Below are 15727 nucleotides of genomic sequence, written 5' to 3'. Positions count from 1 at the left end.
CTCGTGACCATGAGCCATCCCGTTGACAGTGCCGTCAGCGCCGTCCGCACGCACATCGAGCGGCACCGTGCCGCCTTCCTCGACGACCTCGCCGAGTGGCTGCGCATCCCGTCGGTGTCGGCCCAGCCCGACCACGCACCCGACGTACGGCGCAGCGCGGACTGGCTCGCCGCGAAACTCAAGGAGACCGGCTTCCCCACCACCGAGGTGTGGCCCACGGCCGGCGCCCCCGCCGTCTACGCGGAGTGGCCCTCCGGCGACCCCGAGGCGCCCACGGTCCTCGTCTACGGCCACCACGACGTGCAGCCCGCCGCCCGCGAGGACGGCTGGGACAGCGACCCCTTCGAGCCCGTCGTCCGCGACGACCGCCTCTACGCGCGCGGGGCCGCCGACGACAAGGGACAGGTCTTCTTCCACACCCTGGGCATACGCGCCCACCTCGCCGCCACCGGCCGCACCGCCCCCGCCGTCAACGTCAAACTGCTGATCGAGGGCGAGGAGGAGTCCGGCTCCCCGAACTTCCGTGCCCTCGTCGAGGACAACGCCGGACGGCTCGCCGCCGACGCCGTCATCGTCTCCGACACCGGCATGTGGTCCGAGGACACGCCCACGGTGTGCACCGGCATGCGCGGTCTCGCCGAGTGCGAGATCCGCCTCTTCGGCCCCGACCAGGACATCCACTCCGGCTCCTTCGGCGGCGCCGTGCCCAACCCGGCCACCGCCGTCGCCCGTCTCGTCGCCGCGCTCCACGACGAACACGCACGCGTGGCCGTCCCCGGCTTCTACGACGGAATCGTCGAACTCACCGACCGCGAACGCGAACTCTTCGCCGAACTGCCCTTCGACGAGCAGCGGTGGCTGCGCACCGCCAAGTCCCACGCCGCCCACGGCGAAGCCGGACACACCACCCTGGAGCGCGTCTGGGCCCGCCCCACCGCCGAGGTCAACGGCATCGGCGGCGGCTACCAGGGCCCCGGCAGCAAGACGATCATCCCCTCCTCGGCCTTCGTGAAGCTGTCCTTCCGGCTGGTCGCCGGACAGGACCCCGACCAGGTCGAGAAGGCCGTACGGGCCTGGGCCGAGGCACAGGTGCCCGCCGGGATCCGGCACGAGATCACCTTCAGCCCCGCCACCCGGCCGTGTCTGACCCCGCTGGACCACCCCGCACTCCAGGCCGTCGTCCGCGCCATGGGCCGCGCCTTCGAAAGCCCCGTCCGCTTCACCCGCGAGGGCGGCTCGGGCCCCGCCGCCGACCTCCAGGAGGTCCTGGGCGCTCCCGTGCTCTTCCTGGGCATCTCCGTCCCCTCCGACGGCTGGCACGCCCCGAACGAGAAGGTCGAGCTGAGCCTCCTCCTCAAGGGCGTCGAGACCGCCGCGCACCTCTGGGGCGACCTCGCCGAGACCTGGCGCCGTGCACCCTGACGACGTCACCCGATCCGGAGCGGCACCACGCGCGGGGCACACCGGGAGAACCGCCCCGCGCCGCCGCTCCCGGCCCGGTCGCCCGCCGCACGTCCTGCTGAACCGCCCGCCCAGACCACCGCTCAACCGGGGGAGTTGGAAGCACCAGTGACCACCTGGACCGACCAGAACGCCGACCGGCCCGTCTCACTCACAGCGCCGAGCGGCATCGACCGGGCCGCCCACCACCGGCTCGACGAGGCCTGGCTCGCCGCGGCGTGGAGCCACCCCACGACGCGTTGCTTCGTCGTCTCCGGCGGCCAGGTCCTCATCGACGAGACGTCCGACGGGCGCACCGAGCTCGTCATGACCCCGTCCTTCGAAGCCCCCCTCACCGAGGCCCACCGGTACTTCCTCGGCACCGACGAGGACGGCGTCAGCTACTTCGCCCTCCAGAAGGACGCGCTGCCCGGCCGTATCGACCAGTCCGCCCGCCCGGCGGGCCTGCGCGAGGCCGGACTGCTGCTGTCCCCGCGGGACGTCGGCCTGATGGTGCACGCCGTCGGCCTGGAGAACTGGCAGCGCACCCACCGCTTCTGCTCCCGCTGCGGGGAGCGCACGGTCATCGCCGCCGCCGGCCACATCCGCCGCTGCCCGGCGTGCGGCGCCGAGCATTACCCGCGCACCGACCCCGCGGTGATCATGGCCGTGACGGACGAGGAGGACCGCATCCTGCTCGGCCGCCAGGTCCACTGGCCCGAGGGCCGCTTCTCCACCCTCGCCGGTTTCGTCGAGCCCGGCGAGTCCATAGAGCAGGCCGTGCGCCGCGAGGTCTTCGAGGAGGTCGGCGTCAGCGTCGGCCGGGTCGACTACATAGCCAGCCAGCCCTGGCCCTTCCCATCCAGCCTGATGCTGGGCTTCACGGCCCGCGCCACCTCCACCGACATCCAGGTCGACGGCGACGAAATCCACGAGGCCCGCTGGTTCTCCCGCGACGAACTGGGCGCCGCCTTCGAATCCGGCGAGGTCCTGCCGCCCTACGGCATCTCCATCGCGGCCCGCCTGATCGAACTCTGGTACGGCAAGCCCCTGCCGACCCGCAGCTTCCTGTGACACGGCACGACGTGGCACGCCGCACCGGCTGACAGGACAGAGCTGACAGGACACAGAGAAGGGCGGCCCCCGAACCCTCGGGGACCGCCCTCCTCACACCGCCGTGAGCCACAAGCTCACGCCGCGGTGCGTCACGCGCCGATCTTCTGCTTCACCTGAGCCAGCGAAGGGTTGGTCAGCGTCGAACCGTCGGGGAACAGCACGGTCGGCACCGTCTGGTTTCCGCCATTGGCCTTTTCCACGAAGGCCGCGGACTCCGGGTCCTGCTCGATGTTGATCTCGTCGTACGTGATGCCCTCGCGGTCCATCTGGCTCTTCAGCCGGCGGCAGTAGCCGCACCACGTGGTGCTGTACATCGTCACGGTGCCCGGCATGTCGGTCGCGCTCCTAAAGGCTCGGGGACGTCTGGTCGCAGTGGAGGAACGTACGGGCACGCGCCGTCATTCCCTCGGGGAAGCCCCTCACGGCGTGACGCCTGCCGCATTAGTACGACTGCGGGTGCCCGCCTGTGGACAACCGTCCCGCCCGTCTCCGGCGACCTGGCAGCATGGCTGTGTGACAGCAGCAACGCATTCCCCCCTCTTCCCGCAGGTACCGGACTCGGCCGACGCGGTGCTCGAAGGGCTCGACCCCGAGCAGCGCGAGGTGGCCACCACCCTGCGCGGTCCGGTGTGCGTGCTGGCGGGAGCCGGGACGGGCAAGACCCGGGCGATCACCCACCGCATCGCCTACGGAGTCCGCGCCGGCGTCCTGCAGCCCTCCAGCGTGCTCGCCGTCACGTTCACCAACCGGGCCGCCGGCGAGATGCGCGGCCGGCTACGTCAGCTCGGCGCCCAGGGTGTCCAGGCCCGCACCTTCCACTCCGCCGCCCTGCGTCAGCTCCAGTACTTCTGGCCGAAAGCCGTCGGTGGCTCCCTGCCCCGGCTCGTCGACCGCAAGATCCAGCTCGTCGCCGACGCGGCGGCCGCCTGCCGCATCCGGCTCGACCGGGGCGAGCTGCGCGACGCCACCGCCGAGATCGAGTGGTCCAAGGTCACCCAGACCGTCCCCGCCGACTACCCGGCGGCCGCCGCCGTGGCGGGCCGCGACGCTCCCCGCGACCCCGCGGAGATCGCCCAGCTCTACGCCGCCTACGAGGACATCAAGCGGCAGCGCGCCGTCATCGACTTCGAGGACGTGCTGCTGCTGACCGTCGCCGTCCTCCAGGACCGGCGCGACATCGCCGAGCAGGTCCGCGCCCAGTACCAGCACTTCGTCGTCGACGAGTACCAGGACGTCAGCCCTCTCCAGCAGCGCCTGCTGGAGCTCTGGCTCGGCGACCGGGACGACCTGTGCGTGGTGGGCGACGCCAGCCAGACGATCTACTCGTTCACCGGGGCCACTCCCGACCATCTTCTGGACTTCCGCACCCGCCACCCCGGCGCCACCGTCGTCAAGCTGGTCCGCGACTACCGCTCCACGCCCCAGGTCGTCCATCTCGCCAACGGTCTGCTCGCCCAGGCCCGCGGCCGCGCCGCCGACCACCGCCTGGAGTTGATCTCCCAGCGCGCCCCGGGGCCGGATCCCGCCTACTGCGAATACACCGACGAGCCCGCCGAGGCCGAGGGCGCCGCCCGCCGCATCCGCGAACTGCTCGACGCCGGCGTCCCGGCCGCCGAGATCGCCGTCCTGTTCCGCACCAACGCCCAGTCCGAGACCTACGAACAGGCCCTCGCCGACGCCGGCATCCCCTACCAGCTGCGCGGCGCCGAGCGGTTCTTCGACCGGCCCGAGGTGCGCAAGGCCATCGTCTCCCTGCGCGGCTCAGCCCGTTTCAGCGGCAACGACACCTTCCTCGACGACGCCGACGACCTGCCCTCCCAGGTGCGTGCCGTGCTGTCCGGCGAGGGCTGGACGCCCAAGCCGCCCGCCGGCTCCGGCGCCGTCAGAGAGCGCTGGGAGTCGCTGGCCGCCCTGGTCCACCTGGCGCAGGACTTCGCCGCCGCCCGGCCCGGCGTCACCCTCGCCGACCTGGTCGCCGAACTCGACGAGCGGGCCAACGCCCAGCACGCCCCGACCGTGCAGGGCGTCACCCTCGCCTCCCTGCACTCGGCCAAGGGCCTGGAGTGGGACGTCGTCTTCCTGGTCGGCGTCGCCGAGGGCATGATGCCGATCACCTACGCGAAGACCGACGAGCAGATCGAGGAGGAGCGCCGTCTCCTCTACGTCGGGGTCACCCGCGCCCGCGAGCGTCTCCATATCTCCTGGGCGCTGTCCCGCTCGCCCGGCGGACGGCCGAGCCGCCGCCCCAGCCGCTTCCTCGACGGGCTGCGGCCCGGCTCCGGCGGCGCGGCGGCGCGGGGCTGGTCCGCCGCCCAGGGAGGCGTCGAGCGCGGTGTGACGAGCCGGGCGGCGGGAGTCTCCGCCGTGCCGCGGCGGACGCAGCGCACCCCGGCGCGCTGCCGGGTCTGCGGGCGCGGTCTGACCGACGCCGGCGAGATGAAGCTGATGCGCTGTGAGGACTGCCCTTCGGACATGGACGAGGGCCTCTACGAGCGGTTGCGCGACTGGCGCGCGATCCAGGCCGGGCGCAACGGTCAGCCCGCGTACTGCGTCTTCACCGACAAGACCCTCGTCGCGATCGCCGAGGCCGTCCCCGAGGAGGCGGCCGAGCTGGCGCGGATCCCGGGGGTCGGTATGCGCAAGTTCCACCGCTACGGGGCCGATGTACTGGCCATCTGCGCAGGCCAGGACCCGGCTGGAGAGGCCGAATGAGACTGATCCGAACTCGTCGAAAAAATAGTTTGCGCATGCCCCGGCAATCCCCATAGGTTCTTAGGCACGAGAACAGAGGCCTTCTCGAAGGCCCTGATCCCGTGCTCTACTTGCATATCCGTCGGACCGGGCTCACCCCTGGTCCCCCGAGACGCCGAGAGGAGGCGATTGAAGTGATCATCAACAACACCAGCTCCACCAGCACCGCCAAACTGACCGATCGCTCGATCGTCTCCATGTGCATGCTCGGCGCCTCGAACCTGGGCACCGGTCTGTCCGGCATTCGTGCCGATCGGCCGGCGTCCTCCCCCGTCGCTCTCGCGGGCCTCCCTGTCCGCGAGCGCAGCGAGCGACCGACCAAGGCACTGGAAGCGGCAGTAGTGGCACAGGCGAAGGCCTATGCCTTTACGGCGACCGGTGCCGGATTCCGGAAGCAGACGACGCAGCACCACCAGATGTGGGCCTTCCGTGGGCCAGAACCCTGGAGTGATCCAGCCTGATCTTCGATCAGGCCGGCGCCTTCAGGGCCGCGGAACCCCATCCGGGATCCGCGGCCCTTCTGTTTGTCCTCCACCAGGGACGACGAAGCGAAGGGGCCTCGGGACAAGAAAAGAACCCGGTACCAGCCGCCACCGGCCCCACAGGGCCGACCGACCAGACGAGGAAGACGAACCGTGCAACTCGAAGCGCACGCCCCGTCCGTACCGCCTTCCGAAACGATCCCCCCGCCCGGCCTCACGGAGGACTCCGCCTTGACCCCGCTCACCGCGCTCACCGCGCTCGACGACGCCATCGAGAACCTGGGGGTGCCCGTCCCCTGCCGTTCCTACGACCCGGAGGTCTTCTTCGCCGAGTCGCCGGCAGACGTCGAGTACGCCAAGTCCCTCTGCCGCACCTGCCCGCTGATGGAGGCCTGCCTCGCCGGCGCCAAGGAGCGGCGTGAGCCCTGGGGCGTCTGGGGTGGCGAGCTGTTCGTCCAGGGTGTCGTCGTCGCCCGGAAGCGGCCGCGTGGCCGCCCGCGCAAGAACCCGGTCACGGCATGAACATCGCAGGAACCATCGACCGTCCCCTCACGCACGACCCCAAGAAGCAGGCCCCGATGAAGCCGTCCACCAGCGAGCCCGCAGGCTCCGCGACCGAAGACGTCACCACCACCGGCGCGAACGACTCGCGTCAGAACAGGACCCGAGAGATGCAACTCATCCCAGAAGCCCTGGCACGTGCGCATATGCACGACCGGCTGCACGAGGCCGAGCGGGAACGCCGGGCCATGCGCCTGGCGACCGCCCGCCGGATGCAGCGCCGGGCCGAGCGCGCCTCGCTGCGCGCTCGCCGGGCGCTCGCGATGGCCGTGATGCAGTAGCCCTTCCCACCTGAAGCGGTGGCCTCCCGGTGAGGGAGGCGAAGCTCTCCCCGCGGGGGCCGGTCCGTCCGAACGGACCGGCCCCCGCAGTGCGTTCACGCGGCGACCGGCCCCGACCACCAGGCTGACCGGCCGGCCGTGTCACGCCTGAGCCGCTGTGCCCTCCCCGTCGTCCTCCACGTCGTCTTCGTCGTTCTCCAGGTCAGCCTGGAGGACGTCCGCGAGTTCTTCCTCCTCGTCCGCCTCCAGGACGAACCCCGGGAGCCACGCTTGCAGTTCCTCGCGCAGCCGCACCGTGGCGCCGAGCTGGCAGAGCACACCGATCGTGCTGAGCGTCACCCGGTGGATCAGCAGATACGCCGGGGGGAGGTTGAGCTGCTTGCCCAGTTGATGGGCGGGGGAACGGGGGTCGGCGATCCGACCGGCCTGGCTGCGCATCCAGTCACGGGTGAAGGTGAACTCCTCCACCCGGGCCGGCTCGATGATCGGCAGGAGGTAGTCCAGGACGGCGTCCGGGTCCAGCTCTATGGACTCCTTGACGAAGCCCTCCCTGCGCAGCAGTTCGTAGACCGCGGCGGCCTCACCGTCCAGTGTCATCCGCAGGGATTCGCCGATGGGCTCGGGAAGGCCGCCCGGGAGCCGGTCGACGGTGCCGAAGTCCAGTACGCCCAGCCGCCAGTCGTCCTCGCCGTCGGGGCCGCCGGGCAGCAGACGGAAGTTGCCGGGGTGCGGGTCGGCGTGCAGCAGGCCGGTGCGGGCCGGGCCGGAGAAGAGGAAGCGGGACAGCAGCTGGCCGGCGCGGTCCCGTTGCTCCTGGGTGCCGTCGGAGATCACCTCGGAGAGCGGCACTCCGTCGATCCACTCGGTGATCAGCACCTGGTCGCCCTGGTGGACCACTGCCGGGACCACGACGTCGGGATCGTCGGCGAACTCCTCGGCGTGAGCCTGCTGGGCCTGCGCCTCCAGGCCGTAGTCCAGTTCCTCCGAGACCCGGTCCCGCAGCTCGGTGATCAACGGCTTGACGTCCATACCGGGGACGAGAGGGCCCAACAGACGGGCGAAGCGGCTGAGTTGGGTCAGGTCGGACAGCAGGGCCTCGCCCGCTCCGGGGTACTGCACCTTGACCGCGACCGCACGTCCGTCATGCCACACCGCCCGGTGCACCTGGCCGATCGAGGCGGCGGCGGCCGGCTTGTCGTCGAACTCCAGGAACAGGTCCGCCCAGTCCTCGCCGAGCCGCTCGGCGAGCGCGGCGTGCACCGTGCGGGTCGGCATCGGCGGCGCCGCCTCCTGGAGCTTGGTGAGGGCCGCCCGGTAGGGGCCGGCGATCTCCTCAGGAAGGGCCGATTCGAAGACGGACAGGGCCTGCCCGAACTTCATCGCGCCGCCCTTCAACTCGCCGAGGACCTTGAACAGTTGCTCCGCGGTGCGCTGCTGCAGCTCGCGGCCGACGATCTCCGCGGACTCGCCCACGATGCGCTTGCCCAGGCCCCAGGTCGCCCGGCCGGCGAAGCCGAGCGGGAGCGCGGCGAGCTTGGCGGTCCGGGTGACCGCCTTCCGGGGAAGATCAGACATGCGCCCTCCAAGTCCCAGCCGACCGCGTCGCTTGTGGCGTACGGCCCAACCCGGTCGAATGCCGTTGCTCCGCCATTGTCGCGCGCGACCCCCCGTCCTCGGGGCGAGTGTGTTCCTCCTTACCTTTCTCCGCCGCTCCGCATGAGCACCCGGAGTGTGCCCACACCGGTCGCGCGTGCCACTGGAGCGTCGGCAGGGCGACCTCCCAGCGCGCGCCCGCGCTCGACGGGAGCTTGCCGTCGAGGAAGGCGACCGCGTGCGCCGCCGTCAGCCCGGCGACGGTCGCGGCGAGCGTCAGATCGCAGGCGCGGGCCGGGCGCCGCCGTCCCCCGGAGTGCCACTGCGCGACCAGGCGCGGCCAGGCCGGATCACGATCGGTGCGCCCCTGGTGCAGACAGCCGGCGCACGCCGTCTCCCCGGGGAGGACCAGCGGGCCCACGAGACCGGTCGCCTCCACCACCCCGGCGTACAGGTGCGGTGTGCCCGAGGCGATCAGAGGCTCGGCCGCCGAGGGCGCGGGCGCGTGCACGGACACGTCGTCCCGAGGGGCGAGGATGACCAGGGAGAAGCCGGGCGAGTCCGTCTCGGCCGGGGAGTGCGGGCTTCTGCGGGGCGGGCGGTCCGGGGCCGCCCCGCGCGCCGCACGCCCGGCGGCCTCGTCCCGGCGTTCGCCCACCGCCTCCACGGTCAGTCCGCCCGGTGCGACGTCCCCCGGCTCCACCCGGCCGCCGTCGCGCACGTCCACCTCGCCCACTCCGGCACCCGACAGGAGCGAAGCCAGGACCGACCCGACCCGTCCCGCCCCGCGTACCTGCACCCGCATCCGCCGCCGTGCCGCCAGGCGGCCGAGCGCTTCGCCCGGTTCGGAGGCGGTCAGCGAGAGCGAGGCGAGGTCGGGACGCAGCCGCTCCATGACGTCCTTCTTCTCCCGCAGCGCGTCGGCGTCCGGCCCACCGCCGCGCGCGTCGTCCAGCAGTCCGGCCCGGGCCAGCCGCTTCACCAGCAGATCCACATGATCGTCGGGCAGGTCCATGCGCCTGCCCTCCTGACGCAGGAGCGGCAGACCGCGGGTGCCGTCCAGCAGGTCCAGGAAACTGCCCGTCGCGGTGTCCATCGGGCCGAGCGTCAACGCGTGCGCCGGCGTCATCCCGAACTGCACGGTGTTGAGGTCGCGCCAGCCGCGCCGCAGCGCGGGCTTCACCATCGGATGCATCGAAAACCCCCGTCAGCCTGAGATCGCGGCCCCCGCCGGGATCAGCCTGCAACTCCTCACACCGGCGGAGCGGAGGCGTGGGGACGACCTCGCTCCGCCGGCTCGTGCCAGCATGCCGGGGCCTCGCCGACCGGTGCCGAAAGTTGTCCACAGGCCGACTGGTTCGTCGTACTAATCCGTCGTACGAGGCAGGACAGTGGTCGGCGCTCGGAACCCGACCGCCCCGGAGTCGGGACTTCCGCCATGTGCAGCAGGTAACGTCTTGGCGTGCCCGCCGACCCACCGCCCCGCGCCAAAAAGCCACAGCGCAGCACGACGAACCAGCCGCCGAGCGGTTCGGGGACGAGCGCGATCGAGGTCCGCAGAAGCGCCCGCCGACGCCGGACGGTCTCCGCGTACCGCGAGGGCGATCGCACCATCGTGCTCATCCCCGCCCGGATGTCCGCGGCCGAGGAGCAGCGCTGGGTGAGCGTCATGCTCGACAAGCTGGCCGCCCAGGAGAGCCGGCGCGTCCCCGGCGACGCCGAACTGGCCGAACGCGCCGAGCGGCTGTCGGCGCAGTACTTCGCCGGCCGGGCGCGGGCCGCCTCCGTGCGCTGGGTGACCAACCAGAACACCCGCTGGGGCTCGTGCACCCCGGCCGAGGGCAGCATCCGTCTGTCGCACCGGCTCAAGGGCATGCCGGAGTACGTCATCGACTACGTCCTGCTGCACGAGCTCGCGCATCTGCTCGTGCCCGGCCACGGCGCCGACTTCTGGCGGCTGCTGGAGGCCTATCCGCGCACCGAGCGGGCCCGCGGCTATCTGGAAGGGGTGGCCGCCGCCGCCCGCCTGCCCAAGGATCCCGGCGGGAGCGAGGACTGAGCCCGTTGTGTACCGGGTCTGTACCGACATCGTCCGATGTCGGAGTTTGCCGTTAGCCTGGCGCGACGCACTTCGAATCGGGATGGGGGACGGTCGTTACGCATGACCAGGCAATTCCAGCGCGGCCACAAGGCCAGGATCAGTGATCTCACCGCGGGTACGGATCTGTACGTCGGTGTGCAGATCTCCGGTCCGGGCCTGACCTTCGACATCAGCTGCTTCGGCCTCGACGCCGACGAGCGGCTCTCCGACGACCGGTACTTCGTCTTCTTCAACCAGCCGAAGTCCCCCGAGGAGTCCATCCAGCTCCTGGGCGCCCAGGCGGGCGACACGGAGTCCTTCCGCGTCACCCTCGACCGGATCCCCCCGCAGATCCAGAAGCTGTCCTTCACGGCGACCGTCGACGGCGCCGGGCAGATGTCGCAGATCGGCCCCGGCTACCTCCGGATCGTGGCGGGCGGCGAGGAGGTGGCCCGGTACGCGTTCGACGGCTCGGAGTTCTCCACCGAGCGAGCCGTGATGCTGGGCGACTTCTACCTGAAGGACGTCTGGCGTTTCGCGGCGGTCGGTCAGGGCTTCGACGGCGGTCTGGACGCGCTGCTGAAGAACTTCGGCGGCGAGGTCCTGGAGGAGGAGGCGCCCGCCGCTCCCCAGCAGCCGCAGTCCGGCGCCGCCCCCGGGTTCGCCCCGCCGGCCCAGGCCGCCGCGCCGCCCGCGTTCGGCGTCCCCGCCGCCGCGCCCTCTACCCCGCACCAGCCGCAGCCCGCACCGCAGCAGCCGCAGCCCCAGAGCTTCGCCCCGCCCGCCGCGACGCCGTCGGCACCGGTCCCGCCTCCCGCGCCGACGCCTTCGATGCACGCGGCGCCGACCATCGTCGCGCCGCTGACCCCGCCCGGCGGCGCGCCCGTCCCGCCGCCCGCCCCGGCCCCCGCGCCCTACGGCCAGCCGGGTCATCCCGGCCAGCAGCCGCCGTACGGCCAGCCGCCCCACCAGCAGTCCTACGGCCAGGCCGTCCCCGGCGCCCCGACCGCACCGCTGCCCCCCGGCTACGCCCAGCCGCCCCAGGCCCCTCAGGCCCCCACCGGGTACGGCCAGCAGCCCTACGGCGTTCCGCAGGGCGCGCCCCAGGGTGGCGCCGGCGTGTCCGCCGCGCTCCAGAAGTTCAAGGAGACCCCCACCGGTCAGCGCTGGACGCAGCAGAACAAGAAGCTGATCCGCGTCGACCTCGGCATCGGCGGCCAGCCCGTGCTGGCCCGTCAGGGCAGCATGGTGCTCTACCAGGGCAAGGTCGACTTCAGCTACAAGGGCGCCGGGTTCGCCGGCCGGATCGTGGGCAACGCGACCGGTCAGGAGATGCAGTTGATGCGCTGCACCGGCCAGGGACAGGTGTTCCTCGCCGACAACTCCACGATGCTGCACCCCATCGAACTCCAGGGTGACGGCATCTGCGTCTCCGCGGAGAACGTCCTCGCCTTCGACGAGAGCCTCCAGTACGAGGTGCGCCGCGTCGAGGGGCACGGCATCCCCGGCGGCGCCCTGTTCACCATGCAGTTCACCGGCACCGGGACGATCGTCGTGAAGACGCACGGCACACCTGTGGTGCTGCCGGTCACGCCCACCACGTTCGCCGACTGCAACGCCGTCGTCGCCTGGTCGGCCGCCGCCCAGGTCGTCGTCTCCAGCCAGGTGCGGATGCGCCGCAACGCCTACCCCGGCGACACCGGCGAGAGCGTCAACCTCCAGTTCCGGGGCGCGCCCGGCAACTTCATCGTCGTCCAGCCGTACGAGGTCTGAGGGAGCCCGTCATGAACCAGCCGCTCGCGGGCTTCGCCCCCGCACCCGTGACCGCCCGTATGGAGAACCACGGCAGCCACATGCTGAAGGTCGCCCTCCAGACCGGGAACGACCTCCTCGCGCGCGTGGGCTCGATGATCGCCTACGAGGGCTTCATCCAGTACGAGCCCAACCCGCCGGCCGTGCGCCAGATCGCGCGAGACTGGATGACGGGGGAGGGCGCGCCGCTGATGAAGTGCTCCGGCGACGGTCTGCTCTACCTCGCCGACTACGGCGCCGACGTCGTCGTGATCAACCTCAACGGCGACGGCATCTCCGTCAACGCCACCAACCTGCTCGCCTTCGACGCCCATCTCACCTGGGGCGTGGAGCGGGTCAAGGGGCTGGCGAAGTTCGCCGGCCAGGGCCTGTGGAACACGAGGATCTCCGGGCAGGGCTGGGTCGCGCTGACCTCCCGGGGCAAGCCGATCGTCGTGGACTGCGGCGGCGGCGAGAACGAGACGTACGTCGACCCGGACGCGCTGGTCGCCTGGTCGCCGAACCTCAAGGTCAAGGGCAAGCGCAGCTTCAAGGCGCAGTCGCTCATCGGCCGGGGCAGCGGCGAGGCCTACCAGATGGCCTTCTCCGGTGAGGGCATCGTCGTCGTCCAGCCCAGCGAGGACAGCACCGACCGTCTCCGGGTCCGGGGCTGAGGGGGAGCCAGAGCCACCATGCAGAGTTCGCTTTTCGCCTACAACGACCAGCCGACCCAGGAGCGCTGGAGCCTGCAGAACAAGCAGATGCTCCGCGTCGCCCTGGAGGGCCACGACGACATCCTCGCCCGTAAGGGCACCATGGTCGCCTACCAGGGGATGGTGGAGTTCGACGCCGAGTACCGCAGCGGCAACCAGGCACGCGCGCGTGCGCGCACCGGCGAGGGCCTGGACCTGATGCGCTGTCATGGGCAGGGCACGGTCTACCTCGCCAACCTGGCGCAGCACATCCACCTCGTGGACGTGGAGCAGGACGGCCTCACCGTCGACAGCAGCTACGTCCTCGCCATGGACTCCTCGCTGCACCACGAGGTCATCGCCGTCGACAGCCTCTACGGCATCTCCGGTTCGGGGAAGTACCAGCTCAACATCACTGGCCGGGGCCGGGTCGCCCTGATGACGTCCGGCGCCCCGCTGATGATGCAGGTGACGCCCGACAAGTACGTCAACTGCGACGCGGACGCGATCGTCGCCTGGTCCACCGGGCTGCGGGTGCAGATGCAAGCCCAGACGCATTCCTCGGGGGTGTGGCGGCGGCGCGGCAACACCGGTGAGGGCTGGGAGCTGAGCTTCATGGGCACCGGCTTCGCACTGGTCCAGCCGAGTGAAATGCTGCCCCCGCAGAACGCCCAGATCGGCTCCGGGCTCGCCGCGCAGTACGGCATGGGCCAGCAGGGGGCGCGGGCACAGAACCAGGGCAACGTCTGGAGCTGACGGTCCCCGAAGACGAACGTGTAAGGGGCGGCCACCCGGGTGGCCGCCCCTTACACGTTCGCGGTTCACAGGCGGGCGCGCGTCGCCTCCACCAGGCGCACGACCGAGCCGTCCGCCACGCCCGCGACCTCCTCGTAGGGGAACCAGCGCAGGTCGAGGGACTCGTCGCTGATGGCCTCCAGGGCGCCGTCGGGAGCGAGCGCCGCGTACTGGACGTCGAGGTGCCAGGCGCACGGCGTGAGATGCCGGTCCAGACGCACCGGGCCGCCCGGGAGCAGGCTCAGGCCGGCGATGCCCGACTCCTCGGTGGCCTCGCGCAGGGCGGCGTCCGCGAGCGTCGCGTCGCCCGGCTCGCAGTGGCCGCCCATCTGGAGCCACATCCGCAGCTTCCGGTGCAGCGTCAGCAGCACCCGGTCGCGGGCGGGGTCGATCACCAGGGCGCTGGCGGTGATGTGTCCGGCCTCGCAGGCCTTCCACATGCCGTCCGGGTGGGTCTGGAGGTGCTCCAGGTACGTCTGGCGCAGCTCTTGCTGATCCTCGTACTCCTTCAGGACGAGGACCGCGTCGTCATGCAGGCTCACTCGGTGTCGTCGTCCTTCGCGCCCGGCTCCGGCTCGCCCGCCTCCGGCTTCCCCGGCCCCTTGTCCAGGTCCGGCTTCCCGCCGGTCGAGCCGCTCGCCGCCTCGCCGAGGATCTTGTCCAGCTCGGAGAAGTCCAGCTGCTCGCGGTGGACGAAGCCGTCCGGGTCGTCCAGGTCGGCGGCGGTCGGCAGCATGTCGGGGTGGGCCCACAGGCCGTCGCGGCCGTCGACACCGCGCGCGTCGGTCAGCGACGCCCACAGCCGGGACGCGTCGCGCAGGCGGCGCGGGCGCAGCTCCAGACCGATCAGCGTGGCGAACGTCTGCTCCGCGGGACCGCCCGAGGCGCGACGGCGGCGCAGGGTCTCGCGCAGCGCGTCCGCAGAGGACAGGCGCGGCTTGGCCGCTGCGTGCACCACCGCGTCCACCCAGCCCTCGACCAGCGCCAGGGCCGTCTCCAGACGGGCCAGGGCGGCCTTCTGCTCGGGGGTGTCCTCCGGCTGGAACATGCCCTGCTGGAGGGCGTCCTGAAGCTGCTCGGGGTTCTGCGGGTCGAACTGGCCGACCACGTCCTCCAGCTTGGCGGTGTCGACCTTGATCCCGCGCGCGTAGCCGTCGACCGCGCCGAACAGATGCGAGCGCAGCCACGGCACGTGGGCGAAGAGACGCTGGTGGGCGGCCTCACGCAGGGCGAGGTACAGCCGCACCTCGTCGTTCGGGACGCCGAGGTCCTTGCCGAACGCCTCGACGTTCGCCGGCAGCAGCGCGGCCTTGCCGGCCGGGCCGAGCGGCAGGCCGATGTCGCTCGAGCCGACGACCTCGCCCGCGAGGACGCCGACGGCCTGCCCGATCTGCGAGCCGAACATGGCGCCGCCCATCGAGCGCATCATGCCGATCAGCGGGCCGGCCATGGCCTGCATCTCCTCCGGCAGGACGTCGCCCATGGCCGTGCCGACGCGCTCGGCGACCGGGTTGACCAGCTCCTTCCACGCCGGCAGCGTCGCCTCGACCCACTCCGCGCGCGACCACGCCACGGCCGATCCGGCGCCGGACGGCAGGGAGGTCGCGTCGTCCAGCCACAGGTCGGCCAGACGGACGGCTTCCTGCACGGAGGATTGCTCGGCGGGGCCGACACTCGCGTCCTTGACGCCGTCGGAGGTGCCCTGGGCGACCGTCTGACGGGCGATCTGCTGGGCCATGTCCCAGTTCACCGGGCCGCCCTCGTAGGAGAGCATCTGGCCGAGCTGCTGGAACGCGGCGCCCAGGTCGGTGGGGTTCAGCGAACCGAACATGGCAGCGAGCGGATTGTCGGCACCCGGGCCTCCCGGGCCGCCGAAGCCGCCGGCGCCGGACAGCCCGAAGCCGAACGGGTTGGCCGGTCCCTGCCCACCGCCGCTCTGCGGGTCCTTCTTCTTGCCCTCGTCGCCGTCTTCCGGCTCCTCCGGCGGAAGGCCGAATCCGAATGGGGTGTCACTCACGGGGTTCCTCGGCTGGTAAGGCCACCGGCTCTCGGCCGGCGGCGCGGCTGCCCTGCAACACCACCCAGCGTAGACACCCCGGCTCGATCGGGCCTCGGTGCTTCGCCGACTCTCGGCCTGCGGCAGGA

At 71.9% G+C, this 15727-nt stretch carries 15 protein-coding genes; 10 read left to right on the top strand and 5 right to left on the bottom strand.

Annotated features, from left to right (window positions below; translation table 11 throughout):
* Nucleotides 1-9: 9 nt before the first annotated feature.
* Both ACFYXA_RS18225 and nudC read left to right on the top strand, forming a co-directional pair.
* Nucleotides 10-1422, top strand: a complete 1413-nt coding sequence (locus tag ACFYXA_RS18225) for a dipeptidase (protein ID WP_389033818.1) — start codon at nucleotides 10-12, stop codon at nucleotides 1420-1422.
* 147 nt (nucleotides 1423-1569) lie between these two features.
* On the top strand, nucleotides 1570-2514 hold the full coding sequence (gene nudC / locus ACFYXA_RS18220; RefSeq protein ID WP_352250317.1) for an NAD(+) diphosphatase: 945 nt from the start codon (nucleotides 1570-1572) through the stop codon (nucleotides 2512-2514).
* A gap of 131 nt (nucleotides 2515-2645) precedes the next feature.
* Here the strand turns inward: nudC and ACFYXA_RS18215 are convergent, their stop codons facing one another.
* Nucleotides 2646-2888, bottom strand: coding sequence for a mycoredoxin (locus tag ACFYXA_RS18215; RefSeq protein WP_351094991.1), 243 nt, complete (start codon nucleotides 2886-2888; stop codon nucleotides 2646-2648).
* 181 nt (nucleotides 2889-3069) lie between these two features.
* Between ACFYXA_RS18215 and ACFYXA_RS18210 the strand changes: the two genes are divergently transcribed.
* The 4 genes from ACFYXA_RS18210 to ACFYXA_RS18195 all read left to right on the top strand — a co-directional run bounded on the left by ACFYXA_RS18210 (nucleotide 3070) and on the right by ACFYXA_RS18195 (nucleotide 6631).
* On the top strand, nucleotides 3070-5268 hold the full coding sequence (locus ACFYXA_RS18210) for an ATP-dependent DNA helicase UvrD2 (RefSeq protein WP_352250319.1): 2199 nt from the start codon (nucleotides 3070-3072) through the stop codon (nucleotides 5266-5268).
* 173 nt (nucleotides 5269-5441) lie between these two features.
* On the top strand, nucleotides 5442-5768 hold the full coding sequence (locus tag ACFYXA_RS18205; protein WP_242620988.1) for a hypothetical protein: 327 nt from the start codon (nucleotides 5442-5444) through the stop codon (nucleotides 5766-5768).
* Nucleotides 5769-5942: 174 nt separating this feature from the next.
* Nucleotides 5943-6311 carry a WhiB family transcriptional regulator gene (locus ACFYXA_RS18200; protein ID WP_030784068.1) on the top strand — a complete coding sequence of 123 codons (369 nt, stop codon included), beginning with the start codon at nucleotides 5943-5945 and terminating at the stop codon, nucleotides 6309-6311.
* The gene (locus ACFYXA_RS18195) at nucleotides 6308-6631 is read left to right on the top strand and encodes a hypothetical protein (protein ID WP_351094996.1); all 324 of its coding nucleotides are present in this window, start codon (nucleotides 6308-6310) and stop codon (nucleotides 6629-6631) included. The genes ACFYXA_RS18200 and ACFYXA_RS18195 overlap by 4 nt, the downstream gene beginning before the upstream one ends.
* Before the next feature lie 141 nt (nucleotides 6632-6772).
* Here the strand turns inward: ACFYXA_RS18195 and ACFYXA_RS18190 are convergent, their stop codons facing one another.
* The gene (locus ACFYXA_RS18190; protein WP_389033809.1) at nucleotides 6773-8206 is read right to left on the bottom strand and encodes an ABC1 kinase family protein; all 1434 of its coding nucleotides are present in this window, start codon (nucleotides 8204-8206) and stop codon (nucleotides 6773-6775) included.
* On the bottom strand, nucleotides 8199-9419 hold the full coding sequence (locus ACFYXA_RS18185; RefSeq protein WP_389033806.1) for a TOMM precursor leader peptide-binding protein: 1221 nt from the start codon (nucleotides 9417-9419) through the stop codon (nucleotides 8199-8201). Before ACFYXA_RS18185 ends, ACFYXA_RS18190 begins: the two co-directional genes overlap by 8 nt.
* Before the next feature lie 267 nt (nucleotides 9420-9686).
* Here ACFYXA_RS18185 and ACFYXA_RS18180 point away from each other — a divergent pair, with 267 nt between their 5' ends.
* From ACFYXA_RS18180 to ACFYXA_RS18165, 4 genes are all read left to right on the top strand, one after another.
* Nucleotides 9687-10283 (top strand): M48 family metallopeptidase, encoded by a 597-nt coding sequence (locus tag ACFYXA_RS18180; protein WP_352250326.1) that lies wholly within the window; start codon nucleotides 9687-9689, stop codon nucleotides 10281-10283.
* Between the two features lie 102 nt (nucleotides 10284-10385).
* A complete protein-coding gene (locus tag ACFYXA_RS18175; RefSeq protein ID WP_389033801.1) occupies nucleotides 10386-12077 on the top strand; it encodes a TerD family protein in 1692 nt (563 codons plus the stop codon).
* A gap of 11 nt (nucleotides 12078-12088) precedes the next feature.
* Nucleotides 12089-12769 (top strand): AIM24 family protein, encoded by a 681-nt coding sequence (locus ACFYXA_RS18170; protein WP_130443726.1) that lies wholly within the window; start codon nucleotides 12089-12091, stop codon nucleotides 12767-12769.
* 18 nt (nucleotides 12770-12787) lie between these two features.
* A complete protein-coding gene (locus tag ACFYXA_RS18165) occupies nucleotides 12788-13543 on the top strand; it encodes an AIM24 family protein (RefSeq protein ID WP_352250436.1) in 756 nt (251 codons plus the stop codon).
* A gap of 65 nt (nucleotides 13544-13608) precedes the next feature.
* Here the strand turns inward: ACFYXA_RS18165 and ACFYXA_RS18160 are convergent, their stop codons facing one another.
* Both ACFYXA_RS18160 and ACFYXA_RS18155 read right to left on the bottom strand, forming a co-directional pair.
* A complete protein-coding gene (locus tag ACFYXA_RS18160) occupies nucleotides 13609-14124 on the bottom strand; it encodes an NUDIX hydrolase (protein ID WP_389033795.1) in 516 nt (171 codons plus the stop codon).
* Complete coding sequence (locus ACFYXA_RS18155) at nucleotides 14121-15599, bottom strand: zinc-dependent metalloprotease (protein ID WP_389033791.1); 1479 nt, start codon at nucleotides 15597-15599, stop codon at nucleotides 14121-14123. The genes ACFYXA_RS18160 and ACFYXA_RS18155 overlap by 4 nt, the downstream gene beginning before the upstream one ends.
* Nucleotides 15600-15727: the final 128 nt, after the last annotated feature.

It is taken from the genome of Streptomyces sp. NPDC002566 (genome assembly GCF_042889585.1).
Taxonomy (GTDB): Bacteria; Actinomycetota; Actinomycetes; order Streptomycetales; family Streptomycetaceae; genus Streptomyces.
This window is presented reverse-complemented; position numbering and strand designations above follow the sequence as displayed.

Excerpts from the sequence above, each read along its gene's own strand:
- ACFYXA_RS18225 (WP_389033818.1), top strand. The coding sequence starts at position 10 with ATGAGCCATCCCGTTGACAGTGCCGTCAGCGCCGTCCGCACGCACATC.
- ACFYXA_RS18215 (WP_351094991.1), bottom strand. The coding sequence starts at position 2,888 with ATGCCGGGCACCGTGACGATGTACAGCACCACGTGGTGCGGCTACTGC.
- ACFYXA_RS18195 (WP_351094996.1), top strand. The coding sequence starts at position 6,308 with ATGAACATCGCAGGAACCATCGACCGTCCCCTCACGCACGACCCCAAG.
- ACFYXA_RS18190 (WP_389033809.1), bottom strand. The coding sequence starts at position 8,206 with ATGTCTGATCTTCCCCGGAAGGCGGTCACCCGGACCGCCAAGCTCGCC.
- ACFYXA_RS18185 (WP_389033806.1), bottom strand. The coding sequence starts at position 9,419 with ATGCATCCGATGGTGAAGCCCGCGCTGCGGCGCGGCTGGCGCGACCTC.
- ACFYXA_RS18175 (WP_389033801.1), top strand. The coding sequence starts at position 10,386 with ATGACCAGGCAATTCCAGCGCGGCCACAAGGCCAGGATCAGTGATCTC.
- ACFYXA_RS18170 (WP_130443726.1), top strand. The coding sequence starts at position 12,089 with ATGAACCAGCCGCTCGCGGGCTTCGCCCCCGCACCCGTGACCGCCCGT.
- ACFYXA_RS18165 (WP_352250436.1), top strand. The coding sequence starts at position 12,788 with ATGCAGAGTTCGCTTTTCGCCTACAACGACCAGCCGACCCAGGAGCGC.